This window comes from Geodermatophilus sp. SYSU D01180 (genome assembly GCF_054050415.1).
In genome coordinates this window covers 35,717-51,068 of record NZ_JBJGZH010000008.1, presented here as the reverse complement: position 1 = coordinate 51,068, position 15,352 = coordinate 35,717, and the positions used below count along the sequence as shown (strand labels likewise).

14 protein-coding genes are annotated in these 15,352 nt (G+C 76.8%); 8 read left to right on the top strand and 6 right to left on the bottom strand.

What is annotated here, in order from left to right; translation table 11 throughout:
• Positions 1 to 15 precede the first annotated feature (15 nt).
• Entirely contained in the window at positions 16 to 1,146 is a 1,131-nt protein-coding gene (locus tag ACI8AA_RS09580; protein WP_457044239.1) for a citrate synthase 2, read from the bottom strand.
• 162 nt (positions 1,147 to 1,308) lie between these two features.
• Between ACI8AA_RS09580 and pdxH the strand changes: the two genes are divergently transcribed.
• Together pdxH and ACI8AA_RS09570 are read left to right on the top strand one after the other, a co-directional pair.
• On the top strand, positions 1,309 to 1,956 hold the full coding sequence (gene pdxH / locus ACI8AA_RS09575; RefSeq protein WP_457044238.1) for a pyridoxamine 5'-phosphate oxidase: 648 nt from the start codon (positions 1,309 to 1,311) through the stop codon (positions 1,954 to 1,956).
• Positions 1,953 to 3,269, top strand: coding sequence for an MFS transporter (locus tag ACI8AA_RS09570; protein WP_457044237.1), 1,317 nt, complete (start codon positions 1,953 to 1,955; stop codon positions 3,267 to 3,269). The genes pdxH and ACI8AA_RS09570 overlap by 4 nt, the downstream gene beginning before the upstream one ends.
• Here the strand turns inward: ACI8AA_RS09570 and ACI8AA_RS09565 are convergent.
• Entirely contained in the window at positions 3,266 to 3,943 is a 678-nt protein-coding gene (locus tag ACI8AA_RS09565; protein ID WP_457044236.1) for a UdgX family uracil-DNA binding protein, read from the bottom strand. The two genes, ACI8AA_RS09570 and ACI8AA_RS09565, sit on opposite strands and share 4 nt — an antisense overlap.
• Before the next feature lie 84 nt (positions 3,944 to 4,027).
• The gene (locus tag ACI8AA_RS09560) at positions 4,028 to 4,480 is read right to left on the bottom strand and encodes an SRPBCC family protein (RefSeq protein ID WP_457044235.1); all 453 of its coding nucleotides are present in this window, start codon (positions 4,478 to 4,480) and stop codon (positions 4,028 to 4,030) included.
• Positions 4,481 to 4,612: 132 nt separating this feature from the next.
• Between ACI8AA_RS09560 and ACI8AA_RS09555 the strand changes: the two genes are divergently transcribed.
• From ACI8AA_RS09555 to ACI8AA_RS09545, 3 genes are all read left to right on the top strand, one after another.
• The gene (locus ACI8AA_RS09555) at positions 4,613 to 5,542 is read left to right on the top strand and encodes an ABC transporter ATP-binding protein (RefSeq protein ID WP_457044234.1); all 930 of its coding nucleotides are present in this window, start codon (positions 4,613 to 4,615) and stop codon (positions 5,540 to 5,542) included.
• Complete coding sequence (locus ACI8AA_RS09550) at positions 5,539 to 6,711, top strand: ABC transporter permease (protein WP_457044233.1); 1,173 nt, start codon at positions 5,539 to 5,541, stop codon at positions 6,709 to 6,711. The genes ACI8AA_RS09555 and ACI8AA_RS09550 overlap by 4 nt, the downstream gene beginning before the upstream one ends.
• A gap of 105 nt (positions 6,712 to 6,816) precedes the next feature.
• Entirely contained in the window at positions 6,817 to 7,677 is an 861-nt protein-coding gene (locus tag ACI8AA_RS09545) for a tetratricopeptide repeat protein (RefSeq protein ID WP_457044232.1), read from the top strand.
• Here ACI8AA_RS09545 and ACI8AA_RS09540 read toward each other — a convergent pair.
• Positions 7,674 to 8,582, bottom strand: a complete 909-nt coding sequence (locus tag ACI8AA_RS09540) for an SMP-30/gluconolactonase/LRE family protein (RefSeq protein ID WP_457044231.1) — start codon at positions 8,580 to 8,582, stop codon at positions 7,674 to 7,676. The genes ACI8AA_RS09545 and ACI8AA_RS09540 overlap by 4 nt on opposite strands.
• Before the next feature lie 57 nt (positions 8,583 to 8,639).
• On the opposite strand from ACI8AA_RS09540, the gene ppc reads away from it, so the two are divergent.
• Positions 8,640 to 11,447 (top strand): phosphoenolpyruvate carboxylase, encoded by a 2,808-nt coding sequence (ppc, locus tag ACI8AA_RS09535; protein ID WP_457044230.1) that lies wholly within the window; start codon positions 8,640 to 8,642, stop codon positions 11,445 to 11,447.
• Positions 11,448 to 11,458: 11 nt separating this feature from the next.
• On the opposite strand, the gene ACI8AA_RS09530 is transcribed toward ppc, so the two are convergent.
• The gene (locus tag ACI8AA_RS09530) at positions 11,459 to 12,397 is read right to left on the bottom strand and encodes a glycosyltransferase (RefSeq protein ID WP_457044229.1); all 939 of its coding nucleotides are present in this window, start codon (positions 12,395 to 12,397) and stop codon (positions 11,459 to 11,461) included.
• A 67-nt stretch (positions 12,398 to 12,464) separates the two neighbouring features.
• Between ACI8AA_RS09530 and ACI8AA_RS09525 the strand changes: the two genes are divergently transcribed.
• Positions 12,465 to 13,529: an inositol monophosphatase family protein gene (locus ACI8AA_RS09525; RefSeq protein WP_457044228.1), complete on the top strand. Its 1,065-nt coding sequence runs from the start codon at positions 12,465 to 12,467 to the stop codon at positions 13,527 to 13,529.
• On the opposite strand, the gene ACI8AA_RS09520 is transcribed toward ACI8AA_RS09525, so the two are convergent.
• Positions 13,526 to 14,932 carry an FAD-dependent oxidoreductase gene (locus ACI8AA_RS09520; protein ID WP_457044227.1) on the bottom strand — a complete coding sequence of 469 codons (1,407 nt, stop codon included), beginning with the start codon at positions 14,930 to 14,932 and terminating at the stop codon, positions 13,526 to 13,528. The two genes, ACI8AA_RS09525 and ACI8AA_RS09520, sit on opposite strands and share 4 nt — an antisense overlap.
• Before the next feature lie 74 nt (positions 14,933 to 15,006).
• Between ACI8AA_RS09520 and ACI8AA_RS09515 the strand changes: the two genes are divergently transcribed.
• Positions 15,007 to 15,315, top strand: a complete 309-nt coding sequence (locus ACI8AA_RS09515) for a putative quinol monooxygenase (RefSeq protein WP_456928114.1) — start codon at positions 15,007 to 15,009, stop codon at positions 15,313 to 15,315.
• Positions 15,316 to 15,352: the final 37 nt, after the last annotated feature.

The window sequence follows — 15,352 nt, the reverse complement described above, 5'->3', positions numbered from 1 at the left end:
CGGTGCGGCCGCGGATCAGGCGGGGGCGGCCTCGTTGACGGCCTTGACCGTGATGGTGTCGAAGCCGTCGACCTCCTCGGGCTTGCGCGCGGCGGGCCCGACGTAGCGGGCCGACGGGCGCACGAGGCGGCCGGTCTGCTTCTGCTCCAGGATGTGCGCGCACCAGCCGGCGGTGCGGGCACAGGTGAACATCGACGTGAACATGTGGCTCGGGACCTCGGCGAAGTCGAGGACGATCGCCGCCCAGAACTCGACGTTGGTCTCGATCGGCCGGTCCGGGCGCCGCTCGCGCAGCTCCTTGAGCGCGGCGTTCTCCAGCGCCAGCGCGGCCTCGAAGCGCGGGGCGCCGAGCTCCTTCGCGGCCTTGCGCAGCGTGCGGGCGCGGGGGTCCTCGGCCCGGTAGACCCGGTGCCCGAAGCCCATCAGGCGCTCCTTGCGGTCCAGCAGGTCCTTGACGTACTTCTCCGCGTCGCCGGACTGCTCCACGCCGTCGAGCATGTGCAGCACCCGCGAGGGGGCGCCGCCGTGCAGCGGGCCCGACATCGCGCCGATCGCGCCGGACATCGCGGCGGCGACGTCGGCGCCGGTGGAGGCGATGACGCGGGCGGTGAAGGTGGAGGCGTTCATGCCGTGCTCGGCGGCCGACGTCCAGTAGGCGTCGACGGCGGCGACGTGGCGGGGGTCGGGCTCGCCGCGCCAGCGGACCATGAACCGCTCGACGATCGTCGAGGCCTCGTCGATGCGGCTCTGCGGCACGGCCGGGACGCCGATGCCGCGGGCGGACTGGGCGACGTAGGACAGCGCCATGACCGCGGCGCGGGCCAGCTGGTCGCGGGCCTCCTCGTCGCTGATGTCCAGCAGCGGGCGGTAGCCCCAGAACGGGGCGAGCATCGCCAGCGCGGCCTGGACGTCGACGCGGACGTCGCCGCTGTGCACCGGGATCGGGAACGGCTCGGCCGGGGGCAGGCCGGGGCCGAACTTGCCGTCGACCAGCAGCGCCCAGACGTTGCCGAAGGTGATCTTCCCGACCAGGTCCTCGATGTCGACCCCGCGGTAGCGGAGCGACCCGCCGTCCTTGTCGGGCTCCGCGATCGTGGTCTCGAAGGCGATGACGCCCTCCAGGCCGGGTACGAAGTCGTCGGCCATCTCGCATGCTCCTCTGCGCGCGCGGACCTCGTGCCCGCACGTTCAGCGGCGCACGACTGCACCGCGACACTAGGCCCCGCGGCCGCCTCCGTTCCATCCGGGGCTGCCGCCCAGCGGGAGCCGCCCGGCGCCCGGTCCCCGGCGCGGTGTCAGCATGGCGGGGTGGCCGACCTCTCCCGCATGCGCAGGGACTACGACCGCCCGGGGCTGCGCGAGGAGGACCTCGCGCCCACCTGGGTCGAGCAGTTCGACGCCTGGTTCCGCGACGTCGTCGCCGCCGACGTCCCCGACCCGAACGCGGTGGTCGTGGCCACGGCCGACGCCGACGGCGCCCCCGACGCGCGGGTCGTGCTGATCAAGGGCTACGACGAGGCCGGCTTCGTCTTCGGTACCAGCTACGCCTCGACCAAGGGCGCGCAGCTGGCCGCCAACCCCCGCGCGGCGCTCGTCTTCCCCTGGCACGCGCTGCAGCGGCAGGTGCGGGTGACCGGCACCGTCGAGCGGGTCGGCGAGGCCGCCTCCGACGACCTGTGGGACCCCCGCCCGCGGGAGGCCCAGCTGGCCGCCGTGGCCTCGGTCCAGTCCACCGTCGTCGACTCCCGGGAGGAGCTCGAGGCGCGGGTGCGGCTGCTCGACGAGGAGACGACGACGGAGAAGGTGCCGCGGCCGCCGGCCTGGGGCGGCTACCGCGTGGTGCCGCAGACCGTCGAGTTCTGGCAGGGCGGGCCCGGGCGGCTGCACGACCGGCTGCGCTTCGTCCGCGACGACGAGGAGGGGGGCGGCTGGATCCTCCAGCGGCTCGCCCCGTGACGGAGGACCCCGCTGCCCCCCGCACCTCGCAGGCCCGGCGCAGGCCCCTGCAGCGGGGCCGCGCACGCCGCCGCGGCTGGGCGCTGGACACCAGCCCGCTGCGCAACCCCGGCTACCGGCGGCTGTTCTGGGGGCTGACCGCGACGACGGTCGGCCAGCAGATGACGCTGGTCGCCGTCCCGGTGCAGGTGTACGCGATCACCCGCGACTCGCTGCTGGTCGGCGTCACGTCGATGGTGTCCCTGGTGCCGCTGGTGGTCTTCGGCCTGCTCGGTGGGGCGATCGCCGACGCGATGGACCGGCGGAAGCTGATGCTCGTCACGGGCGTCGGCTCGGCGGTGACCAGCGCGCTGCTGGCCCTCCAGGCGCTGCTGCCCGGCGGTGGCGACCTCTGGCTGCTGTGGGTGCTCGTGGCCGCGGTCTCCGGGTTCACCGCGGTCAACCAGCCCGCCCGCAGCGCGGTGATCCCCGCGCTGGTCGGGCCGGGGGGCGTGGCGGCGGCGAACGCGCTGGCGATGACCGTGCGGCAGGTCGGCGTCATCGTCGGCCCGCTGGTCGCCGGCCTGCTCATCGCCCTGGGCGACCTGTTCGTCGCCTACGCCGTCGACGCCGTCACGCTGCTGGTGGCCGTCGTCCTGGTGCGCGGCCTGCCGCCGCTGCCGCCGGGCGGGAACACCGGGCCGCTGCGGCTGGGCGCCGCCGTCCGCGGGGTGGGGGAGGGCTTCGCCTTCCTGCGCACCCAGCCGGTGCTGCTCATGACGTTCGTCGTCGACGTGATCGCGATGCTGTTCGCCTGGCCGCAGGCGGTGTTCCCCGAGCTGGCCGCCGACCGCTACGCGGGCTCGGCCAACGCCTACGGGTGGCTGTTCGCCGGCATCTCCATCGGCGCGCTGCTCATGGGCCTGACCTCCGGCTGGGTGTCGCGGGTCGACCGGCAGGGCGCGGTGGTGCTCGCCGCGATCGTCGTGTGGGGCCTGGCGATCATCGGGTTCGGGCTCGCGCAGTCGCTGTGGCTGGCGGTGTTCTTCCTCGCCGTCGCCGGGGCCGGGGACATGGTCAGCGCGGTGCTGCGCTCGTCGATGCTGCAGACCGCCGCGCCCGACGAGATGCGCGGGCGGATGCAGGGCGTGTTCATCGTCGTGGTGGCCGGCGGGCCGCGGCTGGGCGACCTGCGGGCCGGCGCGGTGGCCAGCGCGGCGGGCGTCGGCGTCGCCATGGTCTCCGGCGGCGTCATCGTCGTCGTCGCGATGGTGGTGGTCGCGCTGCTGGTGCCCTCGTTCCGGCTGTTCCGGGCGTCCCGGGTCGTCGTCTAGGCGAGGGCGCCGGCGACGACGCGGAGGTCCGCGACCAGCGCGTCGAAGGCCGCGGCACGGGCCTCGTCCGGCGTCCGCAGGATCGCCGAGGGGTGCGCGGTCGCGAGCATCCAGGTCTGGGCGGGGGCGTCCTCCTCCGGCTCGTCGTCGCTGGCCTCGGCGCGCGCGACGCCCGGCGGCGTCCACGGCATGAGCTTCCCGCGCTCCTGGGTGATCCGGAAGGACGGCGAGATGAGCGCCTTGGCCGCCGTCGCGCCCAGGCAGACGACGACCTCGGGCTTGAGCACCTCGAACTCCGCCTCCAGCCACGGCCGGCAGGCGCGCAGGTGCTCGGCGCCCGGCGACTGGTGGATCCGCCGCTTGGGCGTCGGCGTGAAGCGGAAGTGCTTGACCGCGTTGGTGACGTAGGCGTCCTTCCGCTCGATCCCGGCGTCGGCCAGCGCCCGGTCCAGCAGCCGGCCGGCCGGGCCGACGAACGGCTCGCCCCTGCGGTCCTCCTGGTCACCGGGCTGCTCGCCGACGAACACGATCCGCGCGGTCTCCGGACCCTCCCCGAACACCGTCTGGGTCGCCGGCTCCCACAGCTCGCAGGCCCGGCAGCCGGCCGCCGCGCGGCGCAGCCCGTCCAGCCCGACGCCCGTCGGCGGGCTGGCGGGGACGTTCTCCTGGCTCATGGGCCTGATGACACCGCAGCGGGGGCCGGAGCGCGAGGGGAGCCGCGCGCCGGCGGCGGGCCGCCCCGGCCGCCCGGGACCCGCTCAGCCCGGCCCGGCCGCGAGGGCCTCCTCCAGCCGGTCGAGGCTGTCCGACCAGCCGGCCCGGTGCAGGTCCTCCCGCTCGCGCGTGGCGAACCCCTCCTGTGTCAGGGACAGCACGGTCTCCCCGCCGCGGGCCGCGAGGACGAGCGTCACCACCGTCTCCCGGTCGTCGGGCGCGGGCTCCTCGTACCGGAAGGTGTAGGAGAGCCCGCGTCCCGGGTCGACGGCCAGGAACCGCCCGGTCAGGTGGAACGGGGCCGCGCCCGGCGGCCGCATCGTCAACCGGTAGCGGCCGCCCACCCGCAGGTCGACCTCGGCGCCGGGCAGCGTGAACCCCCGCGGCCCCCACCACCGCGCGAGCTCGCCCGGCTCGGTCAGCATGCGGAACACCCGCCCGGGGGGCGCCCTCAGCACGCGGCGGAGGGTCAGGCGCAGTCCGTCGTCCCGGTCCACGGCCCGACGGTGCCAGCCCCGGGCGCAGCAGTGGGGGCCGCGCGCGGCGGACGACGTCCCCGCTCGCTGCCGGGACGTCGTTGTCCCGCCCGATAGCGTCGGCGCGCACGGGGATCTTGGATCGGAGGGGCAGTGCTCGAGTTCGACGGGCTCCACAAGAGCTACGGCGACAACCGCGTGCTGGAGGGCGTCGGCTTCGCCGTCGCCCCCGGCTCGATGTTCGGTTTCTGCGGGTCCAACGGGGCCGGGAAGACGACGACCATGCGCATCGCCATGGGCCTGGCCCGGGCCGACGCGGGCGAGGTGCGCTGGCGCGGCCGGCCGCTGGACGAGGAGACCCGGCGGCGCATCGGGTACATGCCGGAGGAGCGCGGGCTCTACCCGAAGATGCGGGTCGGCGAGCAGCTGGCCTACTTCGCCCGGCTGCACGGCATGGACGCCGCCGCCGCGGCCCGCGCCGCCGACGAGTGGTCCGGGCGGCTGGGCCTGGGCGGGCGCCGCGGCGACCCCGTCGAGAAGCTGTCGCTGGGCAACCAGCAGCGGGTGCAGCTGGCCGCCGCGCTGGTCAGCCGGCCCGAGGTGCTGATCCTCGACGAGCCGTTCAGCGGCCTCGACCCGGTCGGCGTCGACGCGCTGGCCGAGGCGCTGCTCGAGCAGTGCCGGGCCGGGGTGCCGGTCGTGTTCTCCAGCCACCAGCTCGACCTGGTCGAGCGGCTGTGCGACTCGGTGGGCATCCTCGCCCGCGGCCGCATGGTCGCCACCGGCACCGTCGAGGAGCTGCGCCGCCGGGAGGCCGGCCGGCTGCTGCGGGTCGTCGTCCCCGACGCCGCGCCCGGCTGGGCCGCCGCCGTGCCCGGCGTCCGGGTCGTCTCCGAGCAGGCCGGCGACACGCTGCTGGAGCTGGCCGCGGACGCCGACGACCAGCAGGTCCTCGCCGCCGCCCTGGGCACCGGCCGGGTCACCCACTTCGCCTGGCGGGAGGCCACGCTGGTCGAGCTGTTCCGCGAGGCCGTCGCCGACCCGGCGCAGCAGGCCGCCCGGCGCGAGGAGGTGGCCGCGTGACCGCGCCGCTGTCCAGCGGGCGGCTGGTCCGCCTGGTCGCCGCCCGCGAGGTCTCCACCCGCATCCGCGACAAGACGTTCATCGCCAGCTCGGTGCTGATGATCGTGCTGATCCTCGGCGTGCTGGTCTTCCAGGTCGTCGTCAACTCCGGCGAGGACACCAGCCGGGTCGGGGTCGTCGGCGACCCCGGGCAGGTGGGCCAGGCCCTCGAGGCCCAGGGCGAGGCGCTCGGCGTCGACCTCGAGGTGGTCCGGTTCGACACCGACGACGCCGCGCGCGCCGCCGTCGAGACCGAGGAGGTCGACAGCGCCCTGGTCGGCGCGGCCGCCGCCCCCGAGCTGGTGGTCCGCGAGCCCGACACGACGCTGGAGGCGGTCGTGTCCGGCGCGGTCGGGGCGGTCGCGCTCACCGACGTGCTCGCCCAGGCCGGCGTCGACCCCGCCGACCTGCCGCAGCTGTCGGTGACCGCGCTCGACGACGACGGCGACGGGCAGAACGTGGTGGTCGCGATCGTCGGCGTCGTCGTGCTCTACAGCCTGCTCATCCTCTTCGCCCAGTTCGTCGCGCAGGGCGTCGTCGAGGAGAAGTCCAGCCGGGTGGTGGAACTGCTGCTGGCCACGATGCGGCCGTGGCAGCTGCTGGCCGGGAAGATCCTCGGCCTCGGCGTGCTCGGCCTCGCGCAGATCGCCGTCATCGCCGCGATCGGGGTCGGCGGCGCGCTGGCCTTCGACGTGGTCGACCTGCCCGGCGAGCTGGTGGGCACCGTGCTGTGGCTGCTGTTCTGGTTCGTCCTCGGCTACGCGCTCTACGCCTCGCTGTTCGCCGTCGCCGCCTCGCTGGTGAGCCGGCAGGAGGACCTCGGCAGCGTGCTGACCCCGGCGTCGCTGGTGCTGGTCGCGGGGTTCATCGTCGCCGTCCAGGCGGCGAGCGACCCGGACGGGTCGCTGGCCGCGGTGACCTCCTACGTGCCGGGGCTCTCGCCGATGGTCATGCCGGTGCGCCAGGCGGCCGGCGACGTCGCGCTCTGGGAGGTCGGCCTGGCCGTCGTCCTCATGCTCGTGGCGATCGCGCTGGTGGTCCGGCTGGGCGGCCGGGTGTACTCCGGCGCCCTGCTCCGGACCAGCGGGAAGACCAAGCTGCGGGAGGCCCTGCGGGCCGGGCAGGCCTGAGCACCGGGCGGGGGGACACCCGCCCGGACGAGCACCGGACACGTTGGGGTGACCTCACCCCTGCGGAGGGCGTGCGCCCAGGTCAGCGCGGCCATCATCGGCGCCATGACCGAGGACCTGGACGCGCGCCTCTGGCGGCTGCAGGCCTCCGAGGACGCCGACGAGCTGATCGAGCTGGGCTGCGACCTCGCCGACGCCGGCCGGCAGACCGACGCCGAGTGGTGCTTCCGCCGCGCGGCCGAGCTCGGCGACGTCACCGGCTACTACGACCTGGGCAACAGCCTCGCCGCGCAGGAGCGCTGGACCGAGGCCGCCGAGGCCTACGAGGTGGCCCTGGCCGGCGGCGAGGACGACGCCTGGCGCAACCTCGGGCTGGTGCTCGAGCAGCTCGGCGACCTCGCGGGGGCCATGGCCGCCTACCGCGGTGCCGCCGACGCGGGCGACACCGAGGGCGGCCTGCAGCTGGCCTTCCTGCTGCGCGAGCAGGGGGAGCGCGACCAGGCCCTGTCCGTCGCCGAGGAGCTGGCCGCGAGCGGCGACGCCGAGGCCGACGCCGTCGCCGCCTGCTGGCAGTGGTGCGCGACCCTCGACCCGGCGCTGGAGGACCGGCTGCGCGCCGGCGCCGCCCACTTCGCGGCCGCCCGCGCCGACCTGGCCGCGCTGCTGCTGCAGACCGGCCGCCCGGAGGAGGCCCGCTCGGTGCTCGAGCGCGGCGCCAAGCTCGGCGAGCAGGTGGCGTGGCTGCCGCTGGGCAACCTCTACCGCGAGCTGCTCGCCGACGACGAGGCCGCCGAGGAGGCCTACCGCGCCGGGATCCAGGCCGGCGACGCGTACTGCCACCACAACCTCGGCGTGCTGCTGGCCGACCGCGGCGACCTGCCCGGCGCCGCGGAGGAGTTCGAGCGGGGCGCCGCGGCCGGCGACCGGCTCGCCGCCGCCGCGCTGGCGCTCCTCCAGGACAGCTAGTCCGCCTGGCGGAGGCCGGCGAGCGGGCCCCGGTAGGGGTTGGCCGGCGCGCCGGTGACGCCGGGCCGGACGGTGAACAGCCGCCCCGCCTCGGCCTCGTCGCCGTCGCCGTGCGCGGTGCTGATGACCAGCAGGCCGCGGTCGGGTCCGGCGAAGGCGCAGCTGGAGGTGTGGGCCACCGGCACCTCGACGACGGCGAGCAGCTCGCCCTCCGGGGACCACCGGCGCACCTGGCCGCCGCCCCACATCGCCGTCCAGAGGCAGCCCTCGTCGTCGACGGTGAGCCCGTCGGCCACGCCGTCGGGGCCGCCGGTCTCCAGCAGCACCCGCCCGCGGCTCCACGCGCCGGAGGACGGGTCGTGGTCGAAGGCGTGCACCAGGCCGGGGCCGGAGTCGGCGAGGTAGACGGTGCGGTCGTCGGGCGACCAGCCCAGCCCGTTGGAGACGGTCAGCCCGTCGCGGACGGTCGTGACGGTGCCGTCGGTGTCCAGCCGGTAGAGGGTGCCGGCGCCGGGGCGCTGGTCGAAGGCCATCGTCCCGGCGTAGAACCGGCCGGCGCGGTCGCACTTCGCGTCGTTCATGCGGGTGCCGCCGTCGTCCGGGCCGCCGCCCTCGCCGGCCAGCTCCAGCAGCACCCGCGCGGTGCCGTCGTCGGCGAGGTGGGTGAACCCGGCGCCGGCGGCGGCCAGCCACCCGCCGCCGGCGGCCGGGACGACGGCGCCCACGGTGTCGCCGGCGTGCAGCGAGCCGGCGTCGGCGAGGCTGTCGCCGTCGAGGACCGCCCGGCGGACCTGACCGGCGCTGATGTCGACCCAGAGCAGCTCGGAGCGGGCGTCGTCCCAGGTGGGGCCCTCCCCGTGGCCGGCGGGGGCGGGGGCGGCGGGGGTGGCGCGCAGCGTCAGCACGCGGGGGAGCTTCCCCCGGGACACCCGCCCGTCACATCGGGGGCCGATACTGCCCGCATGTCGGAAGCCACCGTCGACGTCGCCGACCTGCGCCTGCCCGGGCGCGACCCCGAGGGGGACGGCCGGGCCGACGACGCCCCGCTGCGCGAGGACATCCGGCTGCTCGGCCGGGTCCTCGGCGAGGTGATCCGGGAGCAGAGCGGCGACGACGTCCTGGACCTGGTCGAGTCCACGCGCGTGCAGGCCTTCGCGCTCCGCCGCTCCGAGACCGACCGGGCGGAGGTCGCCGCCCGCATGGGCGACCTCGACGTCCGCGCGGCCAACCACGTCATCCGCGCGTTCAGCCACTTCTCGCTGCTGGCCAACCTGGCCGAGGACCTGCACCACGAGCGCCGCCGCCGGCATCACCGCCGGGCCGGGTCGCCGCCGCAGCCGGGCAGCCTCGCGGCCACCTTCGCGCTGCTGGACCGGGCGGACCTGGACCCCGACGTCGTCGCGCGGGAGCTGGCCGGCGCGCTGGTGGTCCCGGTGGTCACCGCGCACCCCACCGAGGTGCGCCGCAGGACGATCTCGCAGGTGCAGCAGGAGGTCACCGAGCTGATCCGGGAGCGCGACCGGATGGCGCCGGGCGAGGTGGACGAGGCCGCCTGGTCGGCGCAGCTGGAGCGGGCGGTGCTCACCCTCTGGCAGACGGCGCTGCTGCGGCTGTCCCGGCTGCGGCTGGCCGACGAGATCGACGAGGCGCTGCGCTACTACGACCTGTCGCTGTTCCGGGTGGTGCCCGAGATCAACGCCGACCTGCGCCGCGCGCTGCGGGAGCGCTGGCCGCACGCCGGCCTGCCGACGCAGCCGGTGCTGCAGCCGGGCTCGTGGATCGGCGGCGACCGCGACGGCAACCCGTTCGTCACCGCCGACGCCGTCCGCCGGGCCAGCACCCGGCAGGCCGAGACCGCGCTGGCCCACCACCTCGGCGAGCTGGTGCAGCTGTACCGCGAGCTGTCGATGTCCGACCGGCTGGTCACGCCGACGCCCGAGCTGGCGCACCTGGCCGAGGCCTCCCGCGACGACTCGCCGTTCCGCGCCGACGAGCCCTACCGGCGGGCGCTCAACGGCGTGCACGCCCGGCTGGCCGCCACGGCGAAGCGGGTCCTCGGGCGGGTGCCCGGCGTGCCGCCGATCGCCGAGCTCGACCCCTACGACACCCCCGACGAGCTGCTCGCCGACCTCGCCGTCGTCGACGCCTCGCTGCGCAGCCACGGCGCCGGCGCGCTGGCCGACGACCGGCTGGCCCGGCTGCGCGACGCCGTCGAGGTGTTCGGCTTCCACCTCGCCGGGCTGGACATGCGGCAGAACTCCTCGGTCCACGAGGAGGTCCTCGCCGAGCTGCTGGCCTGGGCCGGCGTCTGTCCCGACTACGCCGCCCTCGACGAGGCCGCGCGGGTGGAGCTGCTGGCCGGGGAGCTGCGGATGCGCCGGCCGCTGGTGCGCCCGGGTGCGCAGCTGTCGGAGCTGGCCCGCGGGGAGCTGGACCTGCTGGAGGCCGCCGCCGGGCAGGTCGCGCTGCTCGGCCCGCGGGCGATCCCGAACTACGTGATCAGCATGTGCGAGTCGGTGAGCGACGTGCTGGAGGTCGCCGTCCTGCTCAAGGAGGTCGGCCTGCTCGACCCCGACGGCGAGGACGGCCCCACCTGCCCGGTCGGCATCTCGCCGCTGTTCGAGACGATCGCCGACCTGCAGGGCGCCGGGGAGACGATGACCGCCGTCCTCGCCCAGCCGGTGTACCGGGCGCTGGTCGCCAACCGCGGCGACGCGCAGGAGGTCATGCTCGGCTACTCCGACAGCAACAAGGACGGCGGCTACCTCGCCGCCAACTGGGCGCTGTACCGGGCCGAGCTGGCGCTGGTCGAGGTGGCGCGGCGCGAGGAGATCCGGCTGCGGCTGTTCCACGGCCGCGGCGGCACCGTCGGCCGCGGCGGCGGCCCGAGCTACGAGGCGATCCGCGCGCAGCCGCCCGGCGCGGTGGCCGGCGCGCTGCGGCTGACCGAGCAGGGCGAGGTCATCGCGGCCAAGTACGGCGAGCCCGACCTCGCCCGCCGCAACCTCGAGGCGCTGGTGGCGGCGACGCTGGAGGCCACGCTGCTCGACGTCGAGGGCCTCGGCGACGGCGCGGAGGACGCCTACGCGCTGCTCGACGACCTCGCCGCCCGCGCGCAGGCGGCCTACCGGGCGCTGGTGCACGAGACCCCGGGGTTCGTGGAGTGGTTCCGCGCCGCGACGCCGATCCGCGAGCTGGCCGAGCTGAACATCGGCAGCCGCCCGCCCTCGCGCAAGGCCGGTGACCGGATCGCCGACCTGCGGGCCATCCCGTGGGTGTTCAGCTGGTCGCAGGCGCGGATCATGCTGCCCGGCTGGTACGGCACCGGGTCGGCGCTGGAGTCCTGGATCGGGGACGACCCGGCGCGGCTGGCCCGGCTGCAGGAGCTGCACCGGCGGTGGCCGTTCTTCCGGACGGTCCTGTCGAACATGGGGATGGTCCTGGCCAAGACCGACCTCGACCTCGCCGCCCGCTACGCGGGGCTGGTGCCGGACGAGGAGCTGCGGGCGCGGGTGTTCGACCAGATCACCGCCGAGCACGAGCGCACCTGCCGGGTGCTGCTCGCGGTCACCGGTGACGACCACCTGCTGGCCGACAACCCGTCGCTGGCCCGGTCGATCCGCAACCGGTTCCCCTACCTGGAGCCGCTGCACCACCTGCAGGTGGAGATGCTGCGCCGGCGCCGGACCGGGGACGACGACGAGCTGGTGCGGCGCAACATCCAGCTGACGATCAACGGGATCGCGACGGCGCTGCGGAACTCGGGCTGAGCCGGGAGGGCTCAGCGACCCGGGCCGAGCTCCGTCACCGGCAGGCGGTGGCGGTCCAGCCAGGCGGCCAGCCGGGCGCCGTCCCAGGGGCGGCGGCGCCGGGCGGCGGCCATCACCAGCCCGCGCGGCAGCTCGGCCAGTGCCAGCGCGATGCCCGCGGCGCCGGGGGCGTCGCCGTCGCGGAGGTGCTCGAGGACCGGGCGTCCCCGCCGGGCGAGGAAGGCCGCCGTCTCCCGGACCGGCCGGTCGGCGTGCTGGGGGAGGAGCACCTGGACGGTGCGGGCGTAGTGCCACTCGCGCAGGAACACCCCGCGGGCGGTGCGCCCGCCCTTGCCGTGCCGGAAGACGGTGTCGGGCACCCGCAGCAGCAGGTGCCCGGCCGCGCGCAGCCGCCGGGAGGCGTCGCGGTCCTCGTTGTAGAAGAAGTACAGGGGGTCGAAGCCGCCGGCGGCGAGGAACTCCGCCCGGCGCACGACCAGCGCGGTGCCGGCCAGCTCCTCGGCCGGGAACGGCGGTCCGGGCGGGTCGTCGTCCTCGCCGGGGCCGTGCACCGCGGGCGCGGCCCAGACCGCCCGCGGCTCGGCGTCGAGGACCGCGGCCAGCCGGCGCAGCGTGCCGGGGTCGGGCTCGCCGTCGGAGTTGACCAGCGCGACGTAGCGGCCGGCGCAGGCGTCGAGGGCGAGGTCCACGGCGCGCGCCCAGCCGAGGTTGCGCGGGGAGGACAGCACCCGGTGCTCGGCGTCGGGGTGGCAGTCGCGCAGGAGGGCGCGGGCGGCCGCGGAGGTCGCCGGTGCGGCGGCGTTCTCCACCAGCAGCGCCCGGCCCCGCCACCCCCGTCCCGTCGCCGCCGCCACCGCGGCGTGGTGCCGGGCGAGCATCTCCGGCGCCTCCCGGTGGACGAGGAACACGACGTCGACGTCGTCGAGGGAGGTGCGCGCGGGGGCCGTCACCGTGGCGCCCTACCCCGCGCCCGCCGGTGGCCTACCGTGCCGGGGGAGCACTGACGGCGGGGGGACCGTGGCGGACACGATGCGGGTGGCGGCGTCGGGGGAGGACCTGCGCGCCGCGGCCCGGCTGCTGGGCGTCGGCCCGGCGGCCCTGGCGCCCGAGCTGCTCGACCCCGGCGCCCGGCTGCTGGTCGGCGACGACGCCGCCGCGCACCTGCGGCGCCGCTGGACCGACGAGGGCACGACCGAGGCCGTCGTCGTGCACCGCTCCACGCACGTCACCGGCCGGTCCGCGCTGCTCGCCGTCGCCGCGGCCTGGGGCTGCTCGCAGGTCCGCGACGCCGGCACCGGCCGGGTGGTCGAGGTGGCGCCCCCGCCGGACGACGCGCCGCTGACCGCGCGGTTCGCGCACCTGGCCGCGCTGGCCGCGACGCGGGTCGAGGTGGCCGTGGCGCTGGCCCGCGACACCGGCCGCGACCGGCGCAAGGACGACGGCAGCTGGTCGATGGCCGCCGACGAGGCCGCGCACGCCGCCGCGGCCGGGACGCTGGCCCCGCTCGGCGTGCCCGTGCTGTCGGAGGAGCGGCCCGACCCCGCCGTGTCCGACGACGACCCGTGGATCGTGCTCGACCCGCTCGACGGCACCGGCAACTTCCGCGCCGGCCTGCCGCCGTGGGCGTTCTCGGCGGCGCTGGTGCACCGCGGCAGGGCGGTGGCCGGGCTCGTCGTCGACCTGTCCTCGGGGCGCCGCTGGGCCGGGACCGCGGACACCGGCGCGCAGCGGGACGGCGTGCCGGCGCGGGTGCGGGAGGGCAGCACCGTCGTCGCGCCGTCGGGCCGGACCGTGCGGGTGCCCGCGACAGCGCACCGCGTGCGGGTCACCGGCTGCACCGCCGTCGACCTGTGCCTGGTCGCCGACGGGTCGGCCGGCGCCTGGCACGACCTGGACCGCAGCGGCACGCACGTGCACGACGTCGCCGGCGGGCTGGCCGCGCTCGCCGCCGCCGGCGGGGTGGCGCTGACCCCGGACGGCGACCCGCTCCGCCTGCGGCCGGACACCGAGACGCTGATCCGGTTCGTCGCGGCGGCGTCGACGCAGGGCGCGCGGGACCTGATCGCCGCCGTGCGGGACTAGCGCGCGGCGGCCGCCCGCACCGCGGCCAGCAGGGACTCGCGCTCGTGCAGCGTGGTCCGGGCGCGGCCGCGGGTGGCGCCCAGCGCGACCTCGGCGGCGTCGATGGCCCGCCAGTCCTCCAGCAGCACCGGCTCGGCGCCGCGGGCGCGCAGCGTGCGCACCAGGTCGTCGCGGTCGCCGTGCGCGCCGATCACCCCGGCCTCGGCGTCGGCCAGCAGCGAGGCCACGGTCTCGCGGGCGTCGTGCTTGTTGGTACCGACGACGCCGGTGGGCCCGCGCTTGATCCACCCGGCCACGTACTCGCCGGGGGAGCGGGCGCCGTCGCGCAGCACCCGCCCCTCCTCGTTGGGCACGGTGCCGGTGCGCGGGTCGACCGGCAGGCCGGGCAGGCCCTGCCCGCGGTAGCCGACCGAGCGGACGACGAGGTCGGTGGGCAGCACCTCGGTCTCGCCGGTGCCCACGGCCCGCCCGTCGCCGTCGACGGCGGTGCGCTCCACCTCGATGCCGGTGACCCGGCCGGTGCCGAGGATGCGCACCGGCCGGCGGTAGAAGCGCAGCCACAGCCGGCCGCGGCCGGGCTCGGGCCGGTGGCCGGCCCACTCGCGCAGGACGGCGAGGTTGCGGCTGGCGTTGCGGTCGCCGGCCAGGCGCTCCTCGGCGGCCGGGTCGAGGTCGAGGTCGGCCGGGTCGACGAGCACGGTCGTCCGCTCGAGCCCGTCGAGCTCGCGCAGCTCCATCGTGGTGAACGACGCCTGCGCCGGACCGCGGCGGCCGAGCACGGTGACCTCCTCGACCGGCGTCGCGGCGAGGGTGTCGAGCACGTGCTGGGGCATGTCGGTGGGCTCGAGCTCCTGCGGGGAGCGGGAGAGCACGCGGGCGACGTCGAGGGCCACGTTGCCGACGCCGACGACGACGGCCCGCCGCGCGCCCGCCAGCGCCGCCTCCACCCTCGCGCGCTGGGCGTCGGGGTGGCCGCAGTACCAGGCGACCAGGTCGGTGGCGGCGAGGCTGCCGGTGAGGTCCTCGCCCTCGATCGCCAGCGCCCGGTCCAGCGCCGCCCCGTAGGTGTAGACGACGGCGTCGACGTGCGCGCGCAGCTCCTCGAGCGAGACGTCGGTGCCCACCTCGACGTTGCCGACGAACCGCACGCCGGGGTCGTCCAGCGCGCGGTGCAGGGTGTCGCGGATCGCGCGCATCTTCGGGTGGTCGGGCGCGATGCCGTGCCGGACCAGGCCGAACGGGGTGGGCAGCCGGTCGAGCAGGTCGACGGTCACCGGGACCGGTGCGCGGCGGGTCAGCGTCTCGGCGGCGTAGATGCCGGCCGGGCCGGCGCCGACGACGGCGACCCGCAGCGGCCGCTCGCCGTCCGGGGCGGGGGATCCGTCGTCGGCCACGACTGGCATCCTGGCCCGGCCGGGGCGTGGTGCGCCAGATCACCGCCCGGCGAGCCCACCACCCACCGCAGAGGGGACCGCCCGTGTCCGTCGTCGTCGTCGCCACCATCAGCCCGAAGCCCGAGCACGTGGACGAGGTCCGCCAGGCCGTGCTCGAGACGGTGCCGCAGGTGCACGAGGAGCCCGGCTGCGAGCGGTACGCGCTGCACGAGGGCCGCGGGGTGTTCGTCATGGTCGAGCAGTGGGAGAGCCCCGAGGCGCTGGCCACCCACGGCAAGGCCGAGCCGCTGACCGCGCTGTCGGCGAAGCTCGAGGGCAAGCTCACCGAGCGCCCCGCCGTCCAGGTGCTCACCGCCCACCCCGCCGGCGACGCCGCCAAGGGCGCCCTCTAGACGAAGGACCCCTCTGCCCCCCCACCGCTCGCACGCT

Excerpts from the sequence above, each read along its gene's own strand:
- ACI8AA_RS09580 (WP_457044239.1), bottom strand. The coding sequence starts at position 1,146 with ATGGCCGACGACTTCGTACCCGGCCTGGAGGGCGTCATCGCCTTCGAG.
- ACI8AA_RS09565 (WP_457044236.1), bottom strand. The coding sequence starts at position 3,943 with ATGAGCCAGGAGAACGTCCCCGCCAGCCCGCCGACGGGCGTCGGGCTG.
- ACI8AA_RS09545 (WP_457044232.1), top strand. The coding sequence starts at position 6,817 with ATGACCGAGGACCTGGACGCGCGCCTCTGGCGGCTGCAGGCCTCCGAG.
- ppc (WP_457044230.1), top strand. The coding sequence starts at position 8,640 with ATGTCGGAAGCCACCGTCGACGTCGCCGACCTGCGCCTGCCCGGGCGC.
- ACI8AA_RS09520 (WP_457044227.1), bottom strand. The coding sequence starts at position 14,932 with ATGCCAGTCGTGGCCGACGACGGATCCCCCGCCCCGGACGGCGAGCGG.